This is a genomic window from Gaiella occulta (genome assembly GCF_003351045.1).
Lineage (GTDB): Bacteria > Actinomycetota > Thermoleophilia > Gaiellales > Gaiellaceae > Gaiella > Gaiella occulta.
In genome coordinates, this window is the sequence record NZ_QQZY01000002.1 from 321,846 (window position 1) to 339,919 (window position 18,074).

Annotated in this window: 16 protein-coding genes and 1 tRNA gene; 5 read left to right on the forward strand and 12 right to left on the reverse strand. The window is 72.6% G+C overall.

Features of this window, described 5'->3' with window-relative positions:
- Nucleotides 1-10: 10 nt before the first annotated feature.
- Both pruA and Gocc_RS05220 read left to right on the forward strand, forming a co-directional pair.
- Nucleotides 11-1,645 carry an L-glutamate gamma-semialdehyde dehydrogenase gene (gene pruA, locus Gocc_RS05215; RefSeq protein ID WP_220150459.1) on the forward strand — a complete coding sequence of 545 codons (1,635 nt, stop codon included), beginning with the start codon at nt 11-13 and terminating at the stop codon, nt 1,643-1,645.
- Nucleotides 1,646-1,682: 37 nt separating this feature from the next.
- Complete coding sequence (locus Gocc_RS05220) at nt 1,683-2,615, forward strand: lysylphosphatidylglycerol synthase transmembrane domain-containing protein (protein WP_114795471.1); 933 nt, start codon at nt 1,683-1,685, stop codon at nt 2,613-2,615.
- Nucleotides 2,616-2,623: 8 nt separating this feature from the next.
- On the opposite strand, the gene uvrC is transcribed toward Gocc_RS05220, so the two are convergent.
- Nucleotides 2,624-4,480: an excinuclease ABC subunit UvrC gene (gene uvrC, locus Gocc_RS05225; RefSeq protein WP_220150460.1), complete on the reverse strand. Its 1,857-nt coding sequence runs from the start codon at nt 4,478-4,480 to the stop codon at nt 2,624-2,626.
- A 21-nt stretch (nt 4,481-4,501) separates the two neighbouring features.
- On the opposite strand from uvrC, the gene Gocc_RS05230 reads away from it, so the two are divergent.
- Together Gocc_RS05230 and Gocc_RS05235 are read left to right on the forward strand one after the other, a co-directional pair.
- Nucleotides 4,502-5,950, forward strand: a complete 1,449-nt coding sequence (locus Gocc_RS05230; RefSeq protein WP_114795473.1) for a glycoside hydrolase family protein — start codon at nt 4,502-4,504, stop codon at nt 5,948-5,950.
- A gap of 51 nt (nt 5,951-6,001) precedes the next feature.
- A complete protein-coding gene (locus tag Gocc_RS05235) occupies nt 6,002-6,745 on the forward strand; it encodes a chlorite dismutase family protein (protein ID WP_181813389.1) in 744 nt (247 codons plus the stop codon).
- A gap of 48 nt (nt 6,746-6,793) precedes the next feature.
- On the opposite strand, the gene Gocc_RS05240 is transcribed toward Gocc_RS05235, so the two are convergent.
- From Gocc_RS05240 to Gocc_RS05250, 3 genes are all read right to left on the reverse strand, one after another.
- Nucleotides 6,794-7,165, reverse strand: a complete 372-nt coding sequence (locus Gocc_RS05240) for a hypothetical protein (protein ID WP_114795475.1) — start codon at nt 7,163-7,165, stop codon at nt 6,794-6,796.
- Entirely contained in the window at nt 7,162-7,518 is a 357-nt protein-coding gene (locus tag Gocc_RS05245; protein WP_114795476.1) for a hypothetical protein, read from the reverse strand. The genes Gocc_RS05240 and Gocc_RS05245 overlap by 4 nt, the downstream gene beginning before the upstream one ends.
- Before the next feature lie 116 nt (nt 7,519-7,634).
- Nucleotides 7,635-7,718 (reverse strand) — tRNA-Leu (locus Gocc_RS05250).
- A gap of 105 nt (nt 7,719-7,823) precedes the next feature.
- Here Gocc_RS05250 and Gocc_RS05255 point away from each other — a divergent pair.
- A complete protein-coding gene (locus Gocc_RS05255; protein ID WP_114795477.1) occupies nt 7,824-10,229 on the forward strand; it encodes a S8 family peptidase in 2,406 nt (801 codons plus the stop codon).
- A 36-nt stretch (nt 10,230-10,265) separates the two neighbouring features.
- Here Gocc_RS05255 and Gocc_RS05260 read toward each other — a convergent pair whose 3' ends face one another.
- The 8 genes from Gocc_RS05260 to Gocc_RS05295 form a co-directional block, all read right to left on the reverse strand.
- Nucleotides 10,266-10,496 (reverse strand): hypothetical protein, encoded by a 231-nt coding sequence (locus Gocc_RS05260; protein ID WP_114795478.1) that lies wholly within the window; start codon nt 10,494-10,496, stop codon nt 10,266-10,268.
- A 72-nt stretch (nt 10,497-10,568) separates the two neighbouring features.
- Nucleotides 10,569-12,473, reverse strand: a complete 1,905-nt coding sequence (locus Gocc_RS05265) for a diguanylate cyclase (RefSeq protein ID WP_181813390.1) — start codon at nt 12,471-12,473, stop codon at nt 10,569-10,571.
- Nucleotides 12,474-12,627: 154 nt separating this feature from the next.
- On the reverse strand, nt 12,628-13,731 hold the full coding sequence (locus Gocc_RS05270) for a M24 family metallopeptidase (RefSeq protein ID WP_181813391.1): 1,104 nt from the start codon (nt 13,729-13,731) through the stop codon (nt 12,628-12,630).
- Entirely contained in the window at nt 13,728-14,645 is a 918-nt protein-coding gene (locus Gocc_RS05275; RefSeq protein ID WP_114795481.1) for a ketopantoate reductase family protein, read from the reverse strand. The genes Gocc_RS05270 and Gocc_RS05275 overlap by 4 nt, the downstream gene beginning before the upstream one ends.
- Nucleotides 14,642-15,682 carry a branched-chain amino acid ABC transporter permease gene (locus tag Gocc_RS05280; RefSeq protein ID WP_114795482.1) on the reverse strand — a complete coding sequence of 347 codons (1,041 nt, stop codon included), beginning with the start codon at nt 15,680-15,682 and terminating at the stop codon, nt 14,642-14,644. Before Gocc_RS05280 ends, Gocc_RS05275 begins: the two co-directional genes overlap by 4 nt.
- Nucleotides 15,679-16,590, reverse strand: a complete 912-nt coding sequence (locus Gocc_RS05285; RefSeq protein WP_114795483.1) for a branched-chain amino acid ABC transporter permease — start codon at nt 16,588-16,590, stop codon at nt 15,679-15,681. Before Gocc_RS05285 ends, Gocc_RS05280 begins: the two co-directional genes overlap by 4 nt.
- On the reverse strand, nt 16,587-17,300 hold the full coding sequence (locus Gocc_RS05290; protein WP_220150461.1) for an ABC transporter ATP-binding protein: 714 nt from the start codon (nt 17,298-17,300) through the stop codon (nt 16,587-16,589). The genes Gocc_RS05285 and Gocc_RS05290 overlap by 4 nt, the downstream gene beginning before the upstream one ends.
- Nucleotides 17,297-18,073, reverse strand: a complete 777-nt coding sequence (locus Gocc_RS05295; protein WP_114795484.1) for an ABC transporter ATP-binding protein — start codon at nt 18,071-18,073, stop codon at nt 17,297-17,299. The genes Gocc_RS05290 and Gocc_RS05295 overlap by 4 nt, the downstream gene beginning before the upstream one ends.
- Nucleotide 18,074: the final 1 nt, after the last annotated feature.

Here is an 18,074-nt window from a genome sequence, read left to right on the forward strand (position 1 = left end):
AATCGACCGCGTGAGCGCTCCCGGCATCTTCCGCCCGCCTGCTGCCGTGAACGAGCCCATCCTCGCGTACCTCCCCGGCTCGCCGGAGCGTGCGGAGCTGCAGCAGCGGCTCGCGCAGATGTCCTCGCAGCGCATCCACATCCCGCTCGTGATCGGCGGCGAACGCGTCGAGACAGGCACCACGTTCGAGGCGGTGATGCCTCACAAGCACGCGCACGTGCTCGCCGACGTGGAGCGCGGCGACGCGTCGCACGTCGAGCGCGCGATCGCGGCCGCAGGCAGGGCGCATGAGACGTGGTCTCGTACCCCGTGGCACGAGCGCGTGGCCGTCTTCCTGCGCGCGGCGGAGCTCCTGAGCGGGCCGTGGCGGTCGACGCTGAACGCCGCGACGATGCTGAACCAGTCGAAGACGGTGCACCAGGCCGAGATCGACGCCTCCTGCGAGACCATCGATTTCCTCCGCTACAACGCCGACTACCTCGTCCGTATCTACGGCGAGCAGCCGGTGTCCTCGCAGGGGGTGTGGAACCGGATGGAGTACCGGGCGCTGGAAGGCTTCGTGCTGGCGATCAGCCCCTTCAACTTCACCGCCATCGGCGCCAACCTCACGACCTCGCCGGCCCTGATGGGCAACACGGTCGTCTGGAAGCCCGCCTCGACCCAGGCGCTGTCGGCCTGGTACACGATGCGGCTGCTCGAGGAGGCGGGCCTGCCTCCCGGCGTCATCAACCTCGTCTTCGGACCCGGCGCGGAGATCGGCGCGGCGGCGCTTTCGAGCCCCGATCTCGCCGGCGTCCACTTCACCGGATCGACAGGCGTCTTCCAGGGCATCTGGCGCACGATCGGCAGCGGCATCGACCGCTATCGCAACTATCCGCGCATCGTCGGCGAGACGGGCGGCAAGGACTTCATCCTCGCGCATCCCTCCGCCGACCCGGCGGAGGTGTCGGCCGCCGTCATCCGCGGCTCGTTCGAGTACCAGGGGCAGAAGTGCTCCGCTTCGTCGCGGCTCTACATCCCCTCGAACCTGTGGAGCGACGTCCGCGACACGCTGCAGCGGGAGGTCTCCCAGATCGCGATGGGCGACGTGCGCGACTTCACGAACTTCATGGGCGCCGTCATCGACGGCTCGTCGTTCCGCACCCAGGTGGAGGCGATTGCCGAGGCGCGGGAGGCGGGCGCCGAGATCGTCGTCGGCGGCGGCAGCGACGACAGCGAGGGCTGGTTCGTCGAGCCGACCGTGGTCGAGACCGACGATCCCGGCTTCCGCCTGTTGCGCGACGAGCTGTTCGGTCCGGTCGTCACCGCCTATGTCTACGACGAGTCGCGCTGGGACGAGACGCTCGACCTCGTCGACACGACCAGCGCGTACGCCCTCACCGGCGCCGTCTTCGCGGACGACCGCTCCGCGATCGAGCAGGCGCACGACCGGCTGCGCTACGCGGCGGGCAACTTCTACGTGAACGACAAGCCCACCGGCGCCGTCGTCGGCCAGCAGCCGTTCGGGGGTGCGCGGGCGTCCGGCACGAACGACAAGGCCGGCTCGATGTGGAACCTGATCCGCTGGGTGAGCCCGCGCACGGTGAAGGAGACGCTCGTGCCTCCCCGCGACTACCGCTACCCGTTCCTGCAGCCGGACGAGTAGCGGCCGCCGGCCGCAACGGCGCCGCTACGGTGAGCGCGTGCAGCGTGTCCTCGAGGCGATCGAGACGTTCTGGGAGCATCTCGCCGACGTGCGCCTCGTGCCGCTCGCGATCGCCGTCGGGCTCCATCTCGTCAAGCTCGGCTGCACGAGCCGCGCCTGGCGCAACGTCCTCGCTGCGGCGTATCCGGAGGAGCGCGTGCGCTGGCGCTCGATCTACGCCGCCTACGCCGCGGGAGTCGGCGTCAACGCGATCTTCCCGGCCCGCGCAGGCGACGTCGTGCGCCTCTACCTCACCCACCGTGCGATCCCGGGATCGAGCTACACGACGCTTGCGAGCTCGACGCTCGTGCTCTCGATCGTCGACTTCGGCCTTGCCCTCGGCCTGTTCACGTGGGCGCTCACGCAGGGCGTGCTGCCGGGCCTCGACGTGCTGCCGTTGCTGCCGAGCTTCGACTTCCACTGGTTCCTCGCGCACGGCGGCACCTCCCAGGTGCTGCTCGTCGTGCTCGTGCTCGCCTCCGTCGCGCTCGCGGTCTGGCTGCGCTACCGCGTCCGCGAGCTGGGCGCCCGCGTGACGCAGGCGTTCGTCGTGCTGCGCTCTCCCGTGCGCTACGTGCGCACCGTGGTCGTGTGGCAGCTCGCCGACTGGTCGCTGCGGCTCGTCACGATCTGGCTCGCCCTGGGCGCGTTCGGCATCCACCAGAGCCTGCGCAACGTCCTGCTCGTGCAGGCGAGCTCGAGCCTCGCCACGCTGGTGCCCGTGAGCCCCGGCGGTATCGGCACCGAGCAGGCGTTCCTGCTCTACACGCTCGGCGGGCAGGCGTCGCGCACGGCGCTGCTCGCGTTCAGCGTCGGCATGAAGCTCACCCTCACCGCCGTCAACGTGGCCGTCGGCTTCGCCGCCATCCTGCTGACACTGCGCACGCTCCGCTTCCGGCGGGCGACGGAGGCCCTCAGCCCGCTGCCGTAGCACGCGGCCTACGGCGCTCCCCCGGTCCTGTGGAGTTGCGCGAAGACCGCGCGCGCCGTCTTCGCCGGCAGGCCCGGCACGGCCTCGACTTCCTCCTGCGAGGCGGCGAGGAAGCGCTCGGCCGAGCCGAAGTGCCGCAGGATCGCACGCCTGCGTGCCGGCCCGATGCCCTCGAGCGTGTCGAAGATCGACGCGAAGGCGCGGGTGTCGCGGCGCTGCCGGTGGTACGAGACCGCGAACCGGTGCGCCTCGTCGCGGATGCGCTGCAGGAGCTGCAGGCCCGGGTCGTGACGCTCGAGCACGATCGGCGCGGGGCTTCCCGGCACGTACACCGCCTCCTCGCGCTTGGCGAGCGCGATCACCGCGACGCGCGGCAGCTCTCCCGTCTCGTGGATCGCCTCGAGCGCCGCGGCGAGCTGCCCCTTGCCGCCGTCGATGACGACGAGGTTCGGAACCGAAGAGAAGCTGGCGTCGTGGCGGCCGGTGTCGCCGCCGTCTCGCAGGCGGGCGAAGCGGCGGGCGACGACCTGGGCCATCGAGGCGAAGTCGTCCTGGCCCTCGAGGCCGTGCACGGAGAAGGTGCGGTAGTGCGCCTTCTTCGGCTGGGCGTCGACGAACACCGTCATCGAGGCCACGATGTCGCGCCCCTGGATGTTCGAGATGTCGAAGCACTCGACCCGCACCGGCAGGCTCTCGAGGTTGAGGCTCTCGCGCAGGCTCTCGAGCGCCTCGACGCGGCGCAGCCGCGTCCGCTCCGCCGCCGTCGCCTCGTGCGTGAGGGCGAGACGGGCGTTCTCGTCGGCCAGCTCGGCGAGCCGCCGCTTCTCGCCGCGGACCGGTGCGCGCACCTCGACCGCCGATCCGCGCAGGCGCGAGAGGAACCCGGCGATCGCTTCGGTGTGCTCGATGTCGCAGGGGACGATCACCTGCGGCGGCACGCGCGGGGCGGACGTGTAGTACTCGAGGCAGAACGACTCGAGGATCGTGGCGCGATCCTGCCCCTCGACGTTCTCGAGATGGAACGCGTAGCGGTCGATGAGCTTGCCGTCGCGCAGCGGGAACAGCTGCACGGCGGCGCGGTCGCCGTCGGCGGCGAGCCCGATCACGTCCACGGTGCCGACCGTCTTGCGGTCGGCACCCTGCCGCTCGGCGAGGCTCTCGATCGCGATCAGCCGGTTGCGGTAGCGCGCCGCCTCCTCGTAGCGCTCGCCGCCGGCCGCCTCGCGCATCTTCCGCTCCAGCTCCCGCACGATCGAGCGCGTGTCGCCGGAGAGGAATGCGATCACCCCGTCGATCTGCGCGCGGTACTCCTCGCGCGAGACGGCGCCGATGCACGGTGCCGTGCAGCGCTCGATGTGGAAGTCGAGGCACGGGATGCCCGAGTGCCGCCCCGGATTCGGACCCTCGCAGGGGCGGAACTGGAACACACGGTTGAGCACGTCGAGTGTCTCGCGCACCCTCTTCGCGTTCGCGAAGGGGCCGAAGTAGACGGCGCCGCGGCGGTGCCGCTCGCGCGTGAACATCACGCGCGGGTACTCGTCCGACGCCGTCACCGCGATGTACGGGAACGACTTGTCGTCCCGCAAGCGCACGTTGAACGGCGGCCGGTGGCGCTTGACGAGGTTCTGCTCGAGATGCAGCGCCTCCGCCTCGCTCCGGGTCACGATCACCTCGATGCGCCGCACGCGACCGACCATGCGGTCGATGCCGAGTCGCTGGTCGCCGCGGTTGAAGTAGCTGCGCACGCGCGCGCGCAGCGACTTCGCCTTGCCCACGTAGAGGACGTCGTCACCCTCGTCGCGAAAGAGGTAGACGCCCGGACCGCGGGGCAGCGTGCCGAGCTGTTCGCGTACGTCGTCGCTCACCCCGGCTAGCGTATCCGCCGTATGCTCCGCCGCCTCCTCACCGCAGCCGCCCTCGCTCTCGCCCTCGCTCCGGCAGCGCATGCAGGTGGCCCGGCGATGGCCTTCGGCGTCGCCGAGGACGTCGTCCGCGCGCCCGACCTCGTCTCTGCGAAGGCACGCATGACGCTGGTTCGCCTCGCCGGCTTCACGTCTGTCCGTGTCACCTCGCAGTGGCTCCCGGGACAGACGGCGCCGCCGGAGGCGGAGCTGCAGATCCTGCGCAACGTCGTCGCCGCGGCCCAGCTGAGCGGCGTGCGCATCTATCTTTCGGTGTACCCGCCGGGCTCGAGGTCGACGCCGCTGACAGCGGAGGCGCGCGAGGAGTTCGCCGCCTACGTGACGGTGCTCGCGCAGCAGCTCCCGTCGGTGGACGACGTCATCGTCGGCAACGAGCCGAACCTGAACCGCTTCTGGCTGCCGCAGTTCAACCCGGACGGCTCGGATGCCGCCGCGCCCGCGTACCTGGCGCTCCTCGCGCGCAGCTACGACGCGATCAAGGCCGTCGACCCGTCCACCCGCGTCTGGGGCGGCGCGCTCGCCCCGCGCGGCGTCGACCGCCCGAACACCGGCCGCGACACGCACTCGCCGGTGGCGTTCCTGCGCGACATGGGCGCCGCCTTCCGCGCGAGCGGCCGCACGACGCCGGTGATGGACGGTCTTGCCTTCCACCCGTACGCAGACTCGTCGGGCCAGTCGCCCGACACGCCGCACCCGCGTTCGACGACGATCGGGCTCGCCGACTACGACCGGCTCGTGGCGACGCTCGCCGAGGCGTTCGACGGCAGCGCCCAGCCCGGCTCGACGCTGCCGATCCTGTACGACGAGTTCGGCGTCGAGTCGCGGATCCCGGCCGGCAAGGCGCAGGCGTACAGCGGGAAGGAGCCGGCGACGACCCGTCCGGTCGACGAGATCACGCAGGGCCAGTACTACGGGCGCGCGCTGCAGCTCGCGTTCTGCCAGCCGAACGTGACCGGCATCCTGCTCTTCCATTCCCAGGACGAGCCCGCGCTCGCAAGCTGGCAGTCGGGCGTCTACTACGCCGACGGCACGCCGAAGTCGAGCCTGTACGCGGTACGCGACGCGCTTGCGCGCGCACGCGGCGGCTCCATCGCCCGTTGCGAAGGGCTCGCGCTCGACGTGGCCGCGACGAAGGTTCGCTTCCCCACGCAGGGAGAGCTGCTGCGCGGCCTGCGGGACGTTCGCTTCACCTGCTCGCTCGACTGCGCCTGGGAGCTGCGGGCGATCGGCGTCTCGACGAGCGGCACGGCCGCGCGCGTGACCGGGTACGGGCGGGCCGGTGTCCCGCTCGTCGCATCGCTCAAGGGCCGCAGGCTCGGCCCGGGACAGGTGCGGCTCGTGCTCACGCTGAGGCACCCGGTCAACCCCGGCGTGCCGGTGAGCCGGGAGAGCCGCGCTCTCAGCATCCGCTAGGGACGGCGCCTCCACCGCCGCGCGGGGCGGCGCGCGCGTACCATTGACGGGGTGAGCACGGATCGCCGGCAGCCGACCTATCAGCGCATCGAGGGCGTCGAGGTCGGCCAGTACGTGTCGTACCGGTTCTTCAAGGTCGACCCCTGCTGGCGGCGACTACCGGCCGACGAGCGCTCGGCGCACAAGGATGCGTTCGCCGAGGTGGTGGAGGAGTGGGCCGGCCGCATGGAGGGGTTGCGCGCCTACAACGTCTCCGGCGTCCGCCCGGAGGCGGACTTCTTCCTCTGGCAGATCACCGAGCGCTACGACGACCTGCTCGAGCTCGGCGCCGCGCTCAACGGCACCCCGCTCGCCGGCTGGCTGACGACGCCGTACTCCTACCTCGCCACGACGAAGCCGTCCGTCTACACCGACAAGAAGCGGGTGCGGCAGGGCAAGGTGATCCCGCGCGAGGCTCCCTACCTCGTCGTGTACCCGTTCGTGAAGAAGCGCGGATGGTACTTCCTCACGTTCGAGGAGCGCGCCGACGCGATGAGGCAGCACGCGGAGGTCGGCGGCACGTTCGTCACCGTCACGAACCACACCACCTACTCGTTCGGCATCGACGACCAGGAGTTCATGCCGGCCTTCGAGTGCGAGGAGCCGGCCGACTTCATGCACCTGATGATGACGCTGCGCGAGACCGAGGCCTCGCGCTGGACGGAGCGCGACACGCCGATCTTCGTCGGCGCGCTGGCGCCGATCCGCTCGGTGCTCGCGGCGCTCGACGGTGCCGAGAGCCGCGTCGGCGCCTGAGCCGGAGCCTGCTGCGGCAGCGGCGTGGGCGACGATCACGTACCGCGCCTACGGGCCGTAGGTGTGCTCGTCGCGCCAGACGCGCACGACCGCGTAGACACAGGCGGCGAGCACGGCGAAGAAGGCGACGGCGTCCGCCCCCGCCGGCGACAGGCCGATCACCGCGCCGACGTCGAGCACGGCGAGCGCGATCGCCCCGTAGAACACGCGCCGGTGGCGCTCGGACCACGCCTCGAGGTCGCCCCGGCGCTCGCGCCAGACGAGGAAGAGGAAGAACGCGACGGCGAGGAAGAAGCCGATGCGCAGCAGCCCTCCCGTCACGGCCAGCACGGGCTCGAGCGAGAGCAGGACGACGACGAGCGCGACCAGGGCCACGAGCGCGAGGCCGCGCGCGGTCCGGTTCTGCAGGAGGCGCCTCACGACCCCGTCATGGTGCCGCGGACCCCGAGAGCCGCGGCGACGAGCGCCGAGACCGAGAACCAGAGCAGCCGCCTGCGCGCGTCGGCCGGCGCGTAGAACCAGGGCGACAGCACGACTCCGAGCGCGACCGCGCCGTAGAGGTAGTGGAGCTTGTCCGCGGCACGGTAGCTTCCCGACAGGAGCAGCAGCCCGAGCGCCGCCTGGGCGATGAGCAGCGTCTGCGGCAGCGCCAGCAGATGGATCGCGGCACCGGACACGTCGCGCCCGCGGCGGTAGGCGGCGAACCCGACGAGCGCCGCGAGCAGGCAGGCCGCGATGACGGCGACGGCGACATAGCGGTGCGCTTCGACCACGCTGCGAGCCTACCCGGGAGAGGCAGTTCGGGTCGAGGGCACGACGTGCCGGCGCTCCCTGACGGCTGACGGCCCTCGAGGGCGCGAGGGCCCCGCGAGGGGGCCCCTGCGACGCATGCGGATGAGAGGACTTGAACCTCCACGCCCCGAGGGGCACACGGACCTGAACCGTGCGCGTCTACCAATTCCGCCACATCCGCGCGAAACGGGATTCTAGCGGCCGCACGGCGGCTGAACCGCACGAGCGGCGCGCGGTCGGGCATGCTTACGGCTCACCGCGCGGCGGTGACGGCGTCTCACCGAGCATGAAGCGCGGTTTCCCCCTCATCTCCGGCATCGCATGCGTGCTCGCCCTGGCCGCGGGCGCACAGGCGCGCCCGACCGCGGCGGGGCCGTCGGCCGAGGTCGTCGTCACGTTCTCGTCCCCGCCGCTCTCCCGGGCGCACGCGCCGCGCCGCGTTGCGGCGGACCGGATCGCACGCGAGCAGGCGCGCTTCGAGCGGGCCCTCGGCGCGGCACTGCCGTCCGCGCGCGTGCGCTGGCGCTACCGCATCGTGCTCAACGGCGTCGCCGTCGTCGTCCCCCTGCGCGCTGTCGCCGGCCTCCGCCTCCTGCCCGGCGTCCGCCACGTCGAGGCCGGGGCCACCTACGGCGCCAGCCGTGACACGGTCGCAGCCGGTCGAGCGGGTCTCGGCTGGGCCCCCGGCCTGGAGAACCAGGGCGCCGGCATGAAGATCGGGATCATCGACGACGGCGTCGACCAGCGTCACCCGTTCTTCAACCCGGCCGGGTATGCGATGCCGCCCGGCTTTCCGCGCGGTCAGCGCGCCTACACGACGGCGAAGGTGATCGTGGCACGGGCCTTCCCGCCGCCGGGCAGCGCCTATGCGAACGCGGGCAAGCCGTTCGACGCCGGGAGATCGAGCCACGGCACCCACGTCGCGGGCATCGCCGCCGGCAACGCCGGCACGGTCGCGACCGGCGGGCGCAGGCTGTCGGGCGTCGCGCCACGCGCGTACATCGGCAACTACAAGGCGCTGACCGTGCCCACCGACGCCGGTGTCGGCCTCGACGGCAACGCCGCCGAGATCGTCGCCGCGATCGAGGCTGCCGTCGCCGACGGCATGGACGTGATCAACCTCTCGATCGGCGAGCCCGAGGTCGAGCCCTCGCGCGACCTCGTCGCCCTCGCGCTCGACGGCGCCGCGGACGCAGGCGTCGTGCCCGTCGTGGCGGCGGGGAACGATTTCGGCGAGTTCGGCCGCGGCTCCCTCGCATCGCCCGGGTCGGCGGCGAAGGCGATCACCGTCGCGGCCGTCACGAGCGGCGAGCCGGCGGGCAGCAACATCGTGGCAGACTTCAGCTCCTCCGGGCCGACGACGCTGTCGCTGCGGCTGAAACCCGATGTGAGCGCGCCCGGGGTCGGCATCCTGTCCTCCGTCCCGGGCGGCTGGCAGTCGATCTCGGGCACGAGCATGGCGAGCCCGCACGTCGCCGGGGCGGCCGCACTGCTTCGCGAGCGCCACCCGGATTGGAGCGTGGCGCAGCTCAAGGCGGCGCTGATCTCGACCGGCGACACCACGCTCGTCGCGCCCGGCGAGGCCGCAACGCCCCTGCGCGGAGGCGGCGGCGTGATCGACCTTCTCCGCGCCGATCGGCCTCTCGTGCTCGCGGCGCCGGCGTCGCTCTCGCTCGGCCTCGTCCGCAGCGGGACGACCACGGCGGCCGCGGCGGAGCTCGAGGACGCAGGCGGCGGCCCGGGCGAGTGGGCGGTCGCGGTCGAGGCGCTCGCCACGCCGGCCGGCACATCGCTCTCCGTTCCGGCGACGGTGGCGGCGCCCGGACGGCTCGAGCTGTCGGCGACCGTCGCAGGCGACGGAGCCGAAGGGGACGCCACCGGTTTCGTCGAGCTCACGCGCGGCAGCGACGTGCGCCGCATCCCCTACTGGTTCCGCGTCACCCGTCCCGCGCTGCAGCTTGCGACCGCGAGGAGGCTGGAGACGCCGGGCACCTACGCGGGCTCGACGAAGGGGCGTGCGGCGACCGTTTCGACCTACCGCTATCCCGAGGTGCCCGCCGGCGCCGGCGTCACCGCAACGCTCGCCGGCCCCGAGCAGGTGTTCCGCCTCACGCTCGAGGCGCCCGTCGCGAACTTCGGGGTCGTGATCACGCAGCGCGCCAGGGGCGTCCGCGTCGAGCCGCGCGTCGTCGCCGCCGGGGACGAGAACCGGCTCACCGGCTACGCGGCGCTCCCGCTCAACCTCAACCCGTACCTGGCGCAGTTCGGCGACCCGGTGCCGGCAGCCGGCGCCGTGCGCCCGCTTGCGGGCACCTACGACGTCGTCTTCGACAGCGCCACCCGGGCGGGCGCGGGCGCGTTCCGCTTCCGCTTCTGGATCGACGACACGACGCCGCCCGCAGCGCGGCTCGAGCGCGCGCGCGTGCGTCGCGGCACTGCGCTGCGCGTACGGCTCGCCGACGCCGGCTCGGGTGTCGACCCCTCGACGCTGACCGCGAGGATCGACGGCGCCCGGGTCGAGGTACCGATCAGCGGCGGCGTCGCGCGCATCGCGACCGCGTCACTCGCACCGGGCCGCCATCGCCTGCGCCTCCAGGTCTCCGACTACCAGGAGTCGCGCAACACGGAGAGCGTGCCGCCGATCCTGCCGAACACGCGGGTGCTGACGGCCGCGTTCGTCGTCCTGCGCTGACGCCTCGGACGGCCCGGCGGCCCACGCTCGACGGCGTCAGCGCGGGGTCTCGCGCTCCTCGATCGTGGGCAGCGACTCGAGATCGGCCTGCACGCTGCGCACGAAGTCGTCGTCGTCGCTCGTGATCACGCGCAGGCTCGCCTTGCGCGCCTCGCGCTCGCGGCGGCGCCGGGCCTCGGTCCCGACGACCTGCTCGAACCGCGGCCACTCCGCCGCCACGACGAGGGCGACCGCCAGCGCGAGCAGCACGATCCACGGCGAGCTCACCGGCACAGTGTACTCCGGCCGGGCCCGCCTGCGTGCCTGCGCCTCTCCCGCGGCAAGAGGCGGCAAAGGCGATCAGAGCAGGATGTCCTGCATCGGATCGTCGTCGGCGGCGACGGCATGAAGGGCCGGGACGCCGTTGCCCGCGGCGGCGTCGAGATGGCGGTCGGCGACGTCCCCGCCGACGCGCTGAGGCCTCCTCAGCCGCGCCTCGGCCTCCTCGTCCGGGCCGGCGATCACGACGCGGTCGCGCCCCTCGTCCTTGGCGCGATAGAGCGCCGCATCGGCGACGCACAGGATCTCGTCGAACGATTCGCCGGCGCTCGAGGCGGAGACACCGAAGCTTGCGGTGAACGCGGGCGCGTCGCCGGCGGAGGCGGCGCCGACCTCGGCGCGGAGGCGCTCGAGCAGCTGCACGGCCCCGTCCACCGTCGCGTTGGGCAGGACGACGACGAACTCCTCCCCGCCCAGTCGCGCCGTGAGATCGTCCTCGCGCACGTGCTTGCGCAGCAGCGCCGCGAACATCTTCAGCGCGCGGTCGCCGGCCTCGTGCCCGTAGGTGTCGTTGAGCGCCTTGAAGTGGTCGAGATCGGCGAGGATGAAGGCGAACGGGGTACGACTCGTCACGAGCCGGCGCACGCGCGTCTCGATCGAGCGCCGGTTCAGGAGCCCCGTGAGCCCGTCCGTGGCAGCCTGGAGCTGGGTGCGCTCGAACGACCGCACGGTGCCGATGCGCGTGCCGGCCTGAGAGGCGAGCGCACCGAGCCGATCCACCTCCTCCTGCGACCACTCCGTGCCGTTCGTCGCGGTCGCGTGCAGGACGCCGAGCGACCGTCCCATGAACGAGACGGGGATGCAGCAGGCCGAGAGGTCGCCCTCGGGGCGCCCGCGCAGCTTCGGGCAGGCGCTGAGCGCCTCGCTGGACGGGAACACCACGGGCTGTGCGCGCCGCACGGCGACACAGCTGTACGGCTGCTCGACGGGACACGAGGGAGCCGGCGCGCCGACGTTGGCGGCCGCGCGCTGGAGGTGCGCGCGCGACGAGTCGGAGAGCAGCAGCTCCATGGGCCTCCCCGGCGCGAGCTTGGCCATCGCATGCTGCACGACCTCGTGCACGTCGGCCTCGGAGTCGGCCATCTCGAGCGCGTCCGCGAGCTCGCGCGCGAACCCGTCCTTCTCGGCGTCGGCCTCCACGCGCGCGAGCAGCCTCCCGATGCTCTCCGCCGTCTCGTTGAAGGCTCCACCGAGCGCTGCCAGCTCGTCGCTGCCGCTGACTGCGATGCGTGCCTCGAGGTCGCCGCCCGTCAGCCGCTCCGCCGTCGCCCGCATCTCCTGCAAGCGGTGCAGGATCGAGCGGGCGAGCAGGGTGCCGAGGCCCACGAGGGCGACGACCGCCGCCGCGACGGCGGTGAGCAGATCGAAGCGCGCCTGCCGCTCGACGCGGCGCGCCTGCGCCCTCGCCGTGTCGGCGCGCTGCTGGAGCAGCGCCTGGTTGGAGAGGATCTGCGCGGCGATCGCCCCGGCCATCGTCTCGAATGCGGCGACGTCGGATCGGCGCACCGGTCTGCCGCGGGCGCGGTCGTCCGCGAGCAGCGTCGCATGCTGCATGAAGGCGTCGCTGCCGGGCAGCTCCACGCCGCTCTCGGACATGCCGAGCCCGCGCAGGTCGGCCGCGAGCACGCGCTGCGTCTCGCGCAGATCGGCGACGGCGGCGGCCATCGTGCGTCGCAGCTGGACGCCGTCGCGGGAGGGAACGAAGGTGGATCCGAGCGCCCCGTAGAGCGTCGCGCGAACGTCCTGCAGCACCTCCCGCTCGTGGGCTGCGAGCACGGCAACGTCGACGGCGACGGCGGCGCGGCGGTTCGCCGCCTGCACCTCGCCGAGCGCCCGCACGGCGATGGCGCCGACGGCGCACGTGATGGCGACACCGATCCACGCGATGCCGACGAGCTTGCGGCGCACGGAGAGACGGACGAGCATGCGGCCGCGGCGCCGGCGAGCGGGGGCTGCGGGCTCGCATGCCTGCGCGGCCGCGGGGATGCTCGGGACACTGTCGCTCGAGTCGAACGCCACATTCCCCGAGTCGGCATTTCGCGGCCGTTTCCCGTCCCCACAACGGGGGACGATGTCGACACTACCGCACCCAGATGTCCATCTCGAGATCCGCGAGCGGCACGCCGCCGGCGGCGGTGACGAGCCACGTGTCCTGCATGTAGAGGCAGCCCTCACCGTCGGAGGCGATCGCGTGCGGGTGCATCGAGAGCACCATGTTCTCGGCCAGCTCGACCTCGACCCCCTCCCCCACCTTCGGGAACTCGATCATCGTCATCCCGATCGAGTGGCCGGTGACGTGGCCGAGGTGGTAGCCGCGCTCCGTGAAGCCGCGCGCGACGGCCCGGTGCACGTCGTGACAGGTGGCCCCGGCGCGCATCGCCGTCTTCGCGATCTCGTAGTACTCGACGTACGCCTCCAGCATGCGTTTCGTCTCGTCGGACGGCTCCGCGCCGGCGGCGCGGACGGCCCGCGAGACCTCGACCCAGTGCATTCCGGGCCCCGCCACCTCCAGCGACGGCAGCACGAAGCCCCCGAGCGTCTCGTCGGCGCGCGCGATCTTGAACTCGGGGCGCGCAAAGGCGTCCGTCCCCGTCAACACCATGTTCATCGTCAGACGCCCGCAGCCCGCCGCCACGAACCACTCCTCGGCGGCCGCCATCACCTCGGCTGCCGTCTTGCCGGGAGCGAAGTGCTCGTACCAGATCTCGAAGCCGCGCCGGTTGATGCGCACCGAGTCGCGCACGGAGGCGAGCTCGGCCTCGCTCTTGACGGCGCGCGCGAGGTCGAACTCCACGTCGAAGGGGACGAGATCGAAGCCGTCGAGGGCGGTGTAGTCCCGGACGGTCATGATGTAGTCGAGGCCGTAGACGCCCACGCGCCGCCAGCCGGCGCCGCGCCCGCGGTCGGCGATGCATTCGCCGGGGCGGGCATGGAACACCTGCTCGAGCGGCGTCTGGCCGTGCTCGCCGACGTAGCGCGCCTCGGCCGGGAAGACGACGAACGGATCGCCGTCCGCGGGCACGACCACGTAGGCGTAGCGGTGCACGATCTGGAATCCGGACAGGTAGGTGACCGCCCCTTCGAAGCCGCTGTACTCGCTGCCGGCGACGACGAGCGCGTCGAGCCCGTGCTCCCCCATCGCCGCACGCGTGTTCGCGAGGCGACGCTCGAGCTCGGCGTTCATGTCCATGAGGCCTCCACTCCCTTGATCAGCGCTGTGATGGTGTCGTTCAGCGGCGTCGGCACGCCGAGCTCGCGCCCGAAGCGCGCGATGCCGCCGTTGAGGAAGTCGATCTCGGTCTGGCGCCGCGCCTCGACGTCCTGGAGCATCGACGCCTTGTGGCCGTAGGCGACATCCGGTCGCGCGGCGTGGTCGATGAGCTCCTCGGGATCGGCGTCGAGCGTGATGCCCTGGGCGGCGGCGACGGCCGTGCCCTCGGCGACGAGTGCGCTCACGAGTGCGCGCAGGTCGGGCCGCTCGCACACGCGGCCGTGGCTGAGACCCGTGAGCGCTCCGATCGGGTTCGTGGACGCGTTGAAGATCACCTTGCGCCATTGCGCGGGTCGGGCGTCGGCGACCGCGTGCGCCGGCATGCCCGCGCGCGTGCATGCCTCCGCGAGGCGCGCCACCTCGTCGAGCGAGGCCGGCGCAGGCTCGAACGGCGAGAACGTCGTGTCGCCCTTCACGTCCCACTGCACGACCCCGGGCTCGAGCAGCTTGCCCGCCGGGAACGTCGTGCCGCGGATGACGCGCGCGACGTGGCGGGCGAGCGTCTCCTCGTTGCCGACGCCGTTCATCACCGACGCCACGGCGCCGTCGGCGAACGCGTGCGCCGTGGCGGCGATCGCCGCCTCGGCGTGCATCGTCTTCGTGACGACGATGCCGAAGTCGCACGGGGGCAGGCTCGCGGCGTCGCTCGTGGCGCTGGGCCGCCCGATCACCTCGCCGGCGCCGACGAGCCGCAGGCCGCGCTCGTTGATCGCGTCGACGTGCGCCTGGTTGAGGTCGTAGGCCCAGACCTCGACGTCGTCGAGCTGTGCGAGGTTGGCGGCGAACAGCGAGCCCACGGCGCCGCAGCCGACGATGCAGATCCTCATGATTCCATCTCTCCTCGGGGGTTCGGGTTCGCCGGCGCGCGGGGCGGGCGACGGAGCGAGAGCTCGCGGCCGCCGGTGAGCCCGCCGGGGCGAACGATCAGGACGAGCGCCATCAGCAGCCCGACGACGACGATGCGCGTGCCGGCGGGCAGGTCGACCGCGATCCCGCCCACGTCGAGCCCGTTCTCCGCCTCGGCGAGCACGGAGTCGAGCCCGCTCACCGCGAGCGCGCCGACGACCGCGCCCCACAGGCTCGTCATGCCGCCGATCACGAGCATCGCCAGCGTGATGAAGGTGAGATCGAGGTACACCGTCTCGGTGTTGATGGGAAGGAGATGGACGTAGAGCCCGCCCGCGAAGCCGGCGAGCGCACCCGACAGCGCGAAGGCGCCGAGGCGCTGCCGGTAGACGGACACGCCGACCGCGCGGGCGGCGGCGACGTCTTCCCGGGTGGCGCGCAGGAGGCGGCCGAAGCGGCTCGTCTGGTACGCGAAGGCCGCCCCGACGACGAGCAGCGCGCCGATCGCCGCCTGCAGCACACCGGTCGTCTCCGGCACCGACGAGAACGTGTTGGCGCCGGGTCCGATCCTCTCGTAGTAGCGCAGGATGTTGTGGGTGATCTCGAGCACCCCGAACGTGGCGATGCCCGCCGCGAGCCCCGAGAGGCGCATCAGCGGCAGGCCGACGAGCAGGGCAAAGGCGCCGCCGACGGCCGCCGCGAGCAGGAGCGAGGGCACGTTCCCGACCGTGTGGTCGCGGAGGAAGGGGAACAGGTATTGCATGATCGCCGGCTTCTCCGACCGCGGGACCGAGAGCACCCCGGCCGTCCAGGCGCCGACCGCGACGAAGCTGACGTGGCCGAACGAGAGCACGCCGGAGTTGCCGACGAACACGTACAGCGCCACCACGATCGCGACTGCCACGAGCGCGTTCACGAAGTAGACCTCGGTCGAGTCCGACGCGACCGCGCCGAGCAGCGCGGCGGCGACGACGAGGACGGCAGGGCCCGTGAGCCGGAGGAGGGTGCGCGACCTCACACGCGCTCCACCGGCCCGCGGCCGCGGGCGAACAGGCCCGCCGGGCGCACGAGCAGCACGAGGATGACGAGGCCGAACAGGAACGAGGGCAGATACTGGCTCTGGTCGGTGGGCAGCGCGCCGCCGAGCAGGCCGGAGACGAAGCCGATCGCGAAGCCGCCGAGCGTCGCGCTGAGGAGCCGGTTCATGCCTCCGACGACGACGCCCGCGAGCACGACGATCGTGTCGCGGAGGGCGAAGTCCGGCGTGACGAGCGGGTTCTGCACGGTGAGGATGACGCTGACGGCGGCCGCGAGCAGGCCTGACACGAGCACGGCCGAGCCGATCACGCGGTCGGCGCGGACGCCGAGCAGCCGGGCGGTGCGGAAGTCCATCGCGGCGGCACGCATGTGCAGCCCCACCGTGGTGCGTCCGAGCAGCAGCATCAGGAGCCCGAGGCAGAGCGCGGCGACGACGATCGCCACGATCGTGATCTTGCGGATGTCGACGCTGCCGATCGTGAGCGGCCGGTTGAGGTAGCCGAGAGAGGAGGCGGCCTTGCCGAGCGGGCCGAACGCGAGCAGGGCGATGCTCTGGAGCAGGAACGCCACCGCGAAGGTGGCGACGAGCATCACCGCGGGCGACTGGCTGCGCAGCGGCCGGAACACGACCCGTTCCATCGCGAGCGACAGCGACACCACGACGGCGACGCAGAAGAGGACGGCGGCCCACAGCGGCCAGTTCCACTGCGAGGCGAAGGCGAGCGCGTAGGCGCCTGCCATGACCAGCTGGCCGTAGGCGAAGTTGACGAGACGCAGCACCCCGAAGACGAGGCCGATGCCGACCGCCATGAGGGCGTAGACGGCGCCGAGGCCGACGGCGTCGACGAGCACCTGCCAGCCGATCCCGAACACGGCGAGCAGGCTCACGAGAGGTAGGCGGCGACCATCTTCTCCGTGTCGCCCGCGTCGTCGGGGGTCAGGGTCAGGCGCAGCTCGCCGTTGCCGATCACGTACGTGCGGTCGGCGAGCGCGACCGTGCGCTGGGCGCGCTGCTCCACGAGGAGCACGGTGAACCCGCTCTCGCGGATGCGCGCGAGCGCCTCGAAGACGATGTCGACGACCGTCGGCGAGAGCCCGAGAGACGGCTCGTCGAGCAGCAGCACGTCGGGACGGGCGACGAGCGCGCGGGCGATCGCGAGCTGCTGCTGCTGGCCGCCGGAGAGGGCGCCCGCCTGCCGCTGCCGGAACTCGCGCACGATCGGGAACAGCTCGTGCACCCGCTCGATGTCCTCGCCGGCACCCTCGCGGGTGCGGCGTCCGGCGAGCCCGAGGCGGAGGTTCTCCTCCACGGTCAGGTCGGCGAAGATGCGGCGGCCCTCGGGAACGAGCGCGACGCCGCGCTGGGCGACCGTCTCGGGCGTGCAGCCGCGCAGCGAGCGCCCGCCGAGCAGGACGTCCCCCGACCGCACCGGCACCAGTCCCATGATCGCGTGCAGCGTCGTCGACTTGCCTGCGCCGTTCGGGCCGATGAGGCCGACGATCTCGCCCTCGTCGATCTCGAGGGAGAGGTCGCGCACGGCGTCGACGCCGCCGTAGGCGACGCCGAGGCCTTGCAGCGCGAGCATCGCACGGCTCACGACCGCTGCTCCGCCTGTACCGCGCTCTCGCCCAGGTAGGCGGCGGCGACGTCGAGGTTGGAGCGGATCTCCGCAGGCGTGCCCTCCGCGAGCACCGTGCCCTGGTCGAGCACCTGGATGCGGTCGCACACGTCCATGATCAGCGCCATGTTGTGGTCGATGAGGAGCACGCCGGCGCCGTGGTCGTCGCGGACGGCGCGGACGACGGCGGCGAACTCCGGCACCTCGGCCTCGGGCAGGCCGGCCGCGGGCTCGTCCATGAGCACGAACGACGGCTCCGTCGCGAGCGCACGGGCGACGCCGAGCCGCCGCTCGTCGCCGTGGGGCAGCGAGCCGGCAGGCGCCTCGGCGTACGCGGCGAGGCCGAGCAGGTCGAGCAGCTCGCCCGCGCGCATGCGCGCCGCGCGCGCGCCGGCGCCGACGCCGAGCGCCGCCACCTCCACGTTCTCGCGCACCGAGAGGGAGCGAAAGGAATGGCTGTGCTGGAAGGTGCGCGCGAGACCGTGCCGCCCCCGCCTGTGCGCGCTCCAGCCGGTGACGTCCCTTCCGTCGAGGCTCACCGACCCCGCCGTGGGGAAGTCGAAGCCGGTGAGGATGTTGACGAGCGTCGACTTGCCGGCGCCGTTGGGGCCGATGAGGCCGACGACCTCGTGGCGGTGCAGCTCGATGCTGACGCCCTGGAGCGCGTGGACGCCCTCGAACGAGCGGGACACGCCGGCGGCCCGGAGTGCTCCTCCGGGCCGCCGACCGTCCTGCTTCTGTCCTTCTGCCACT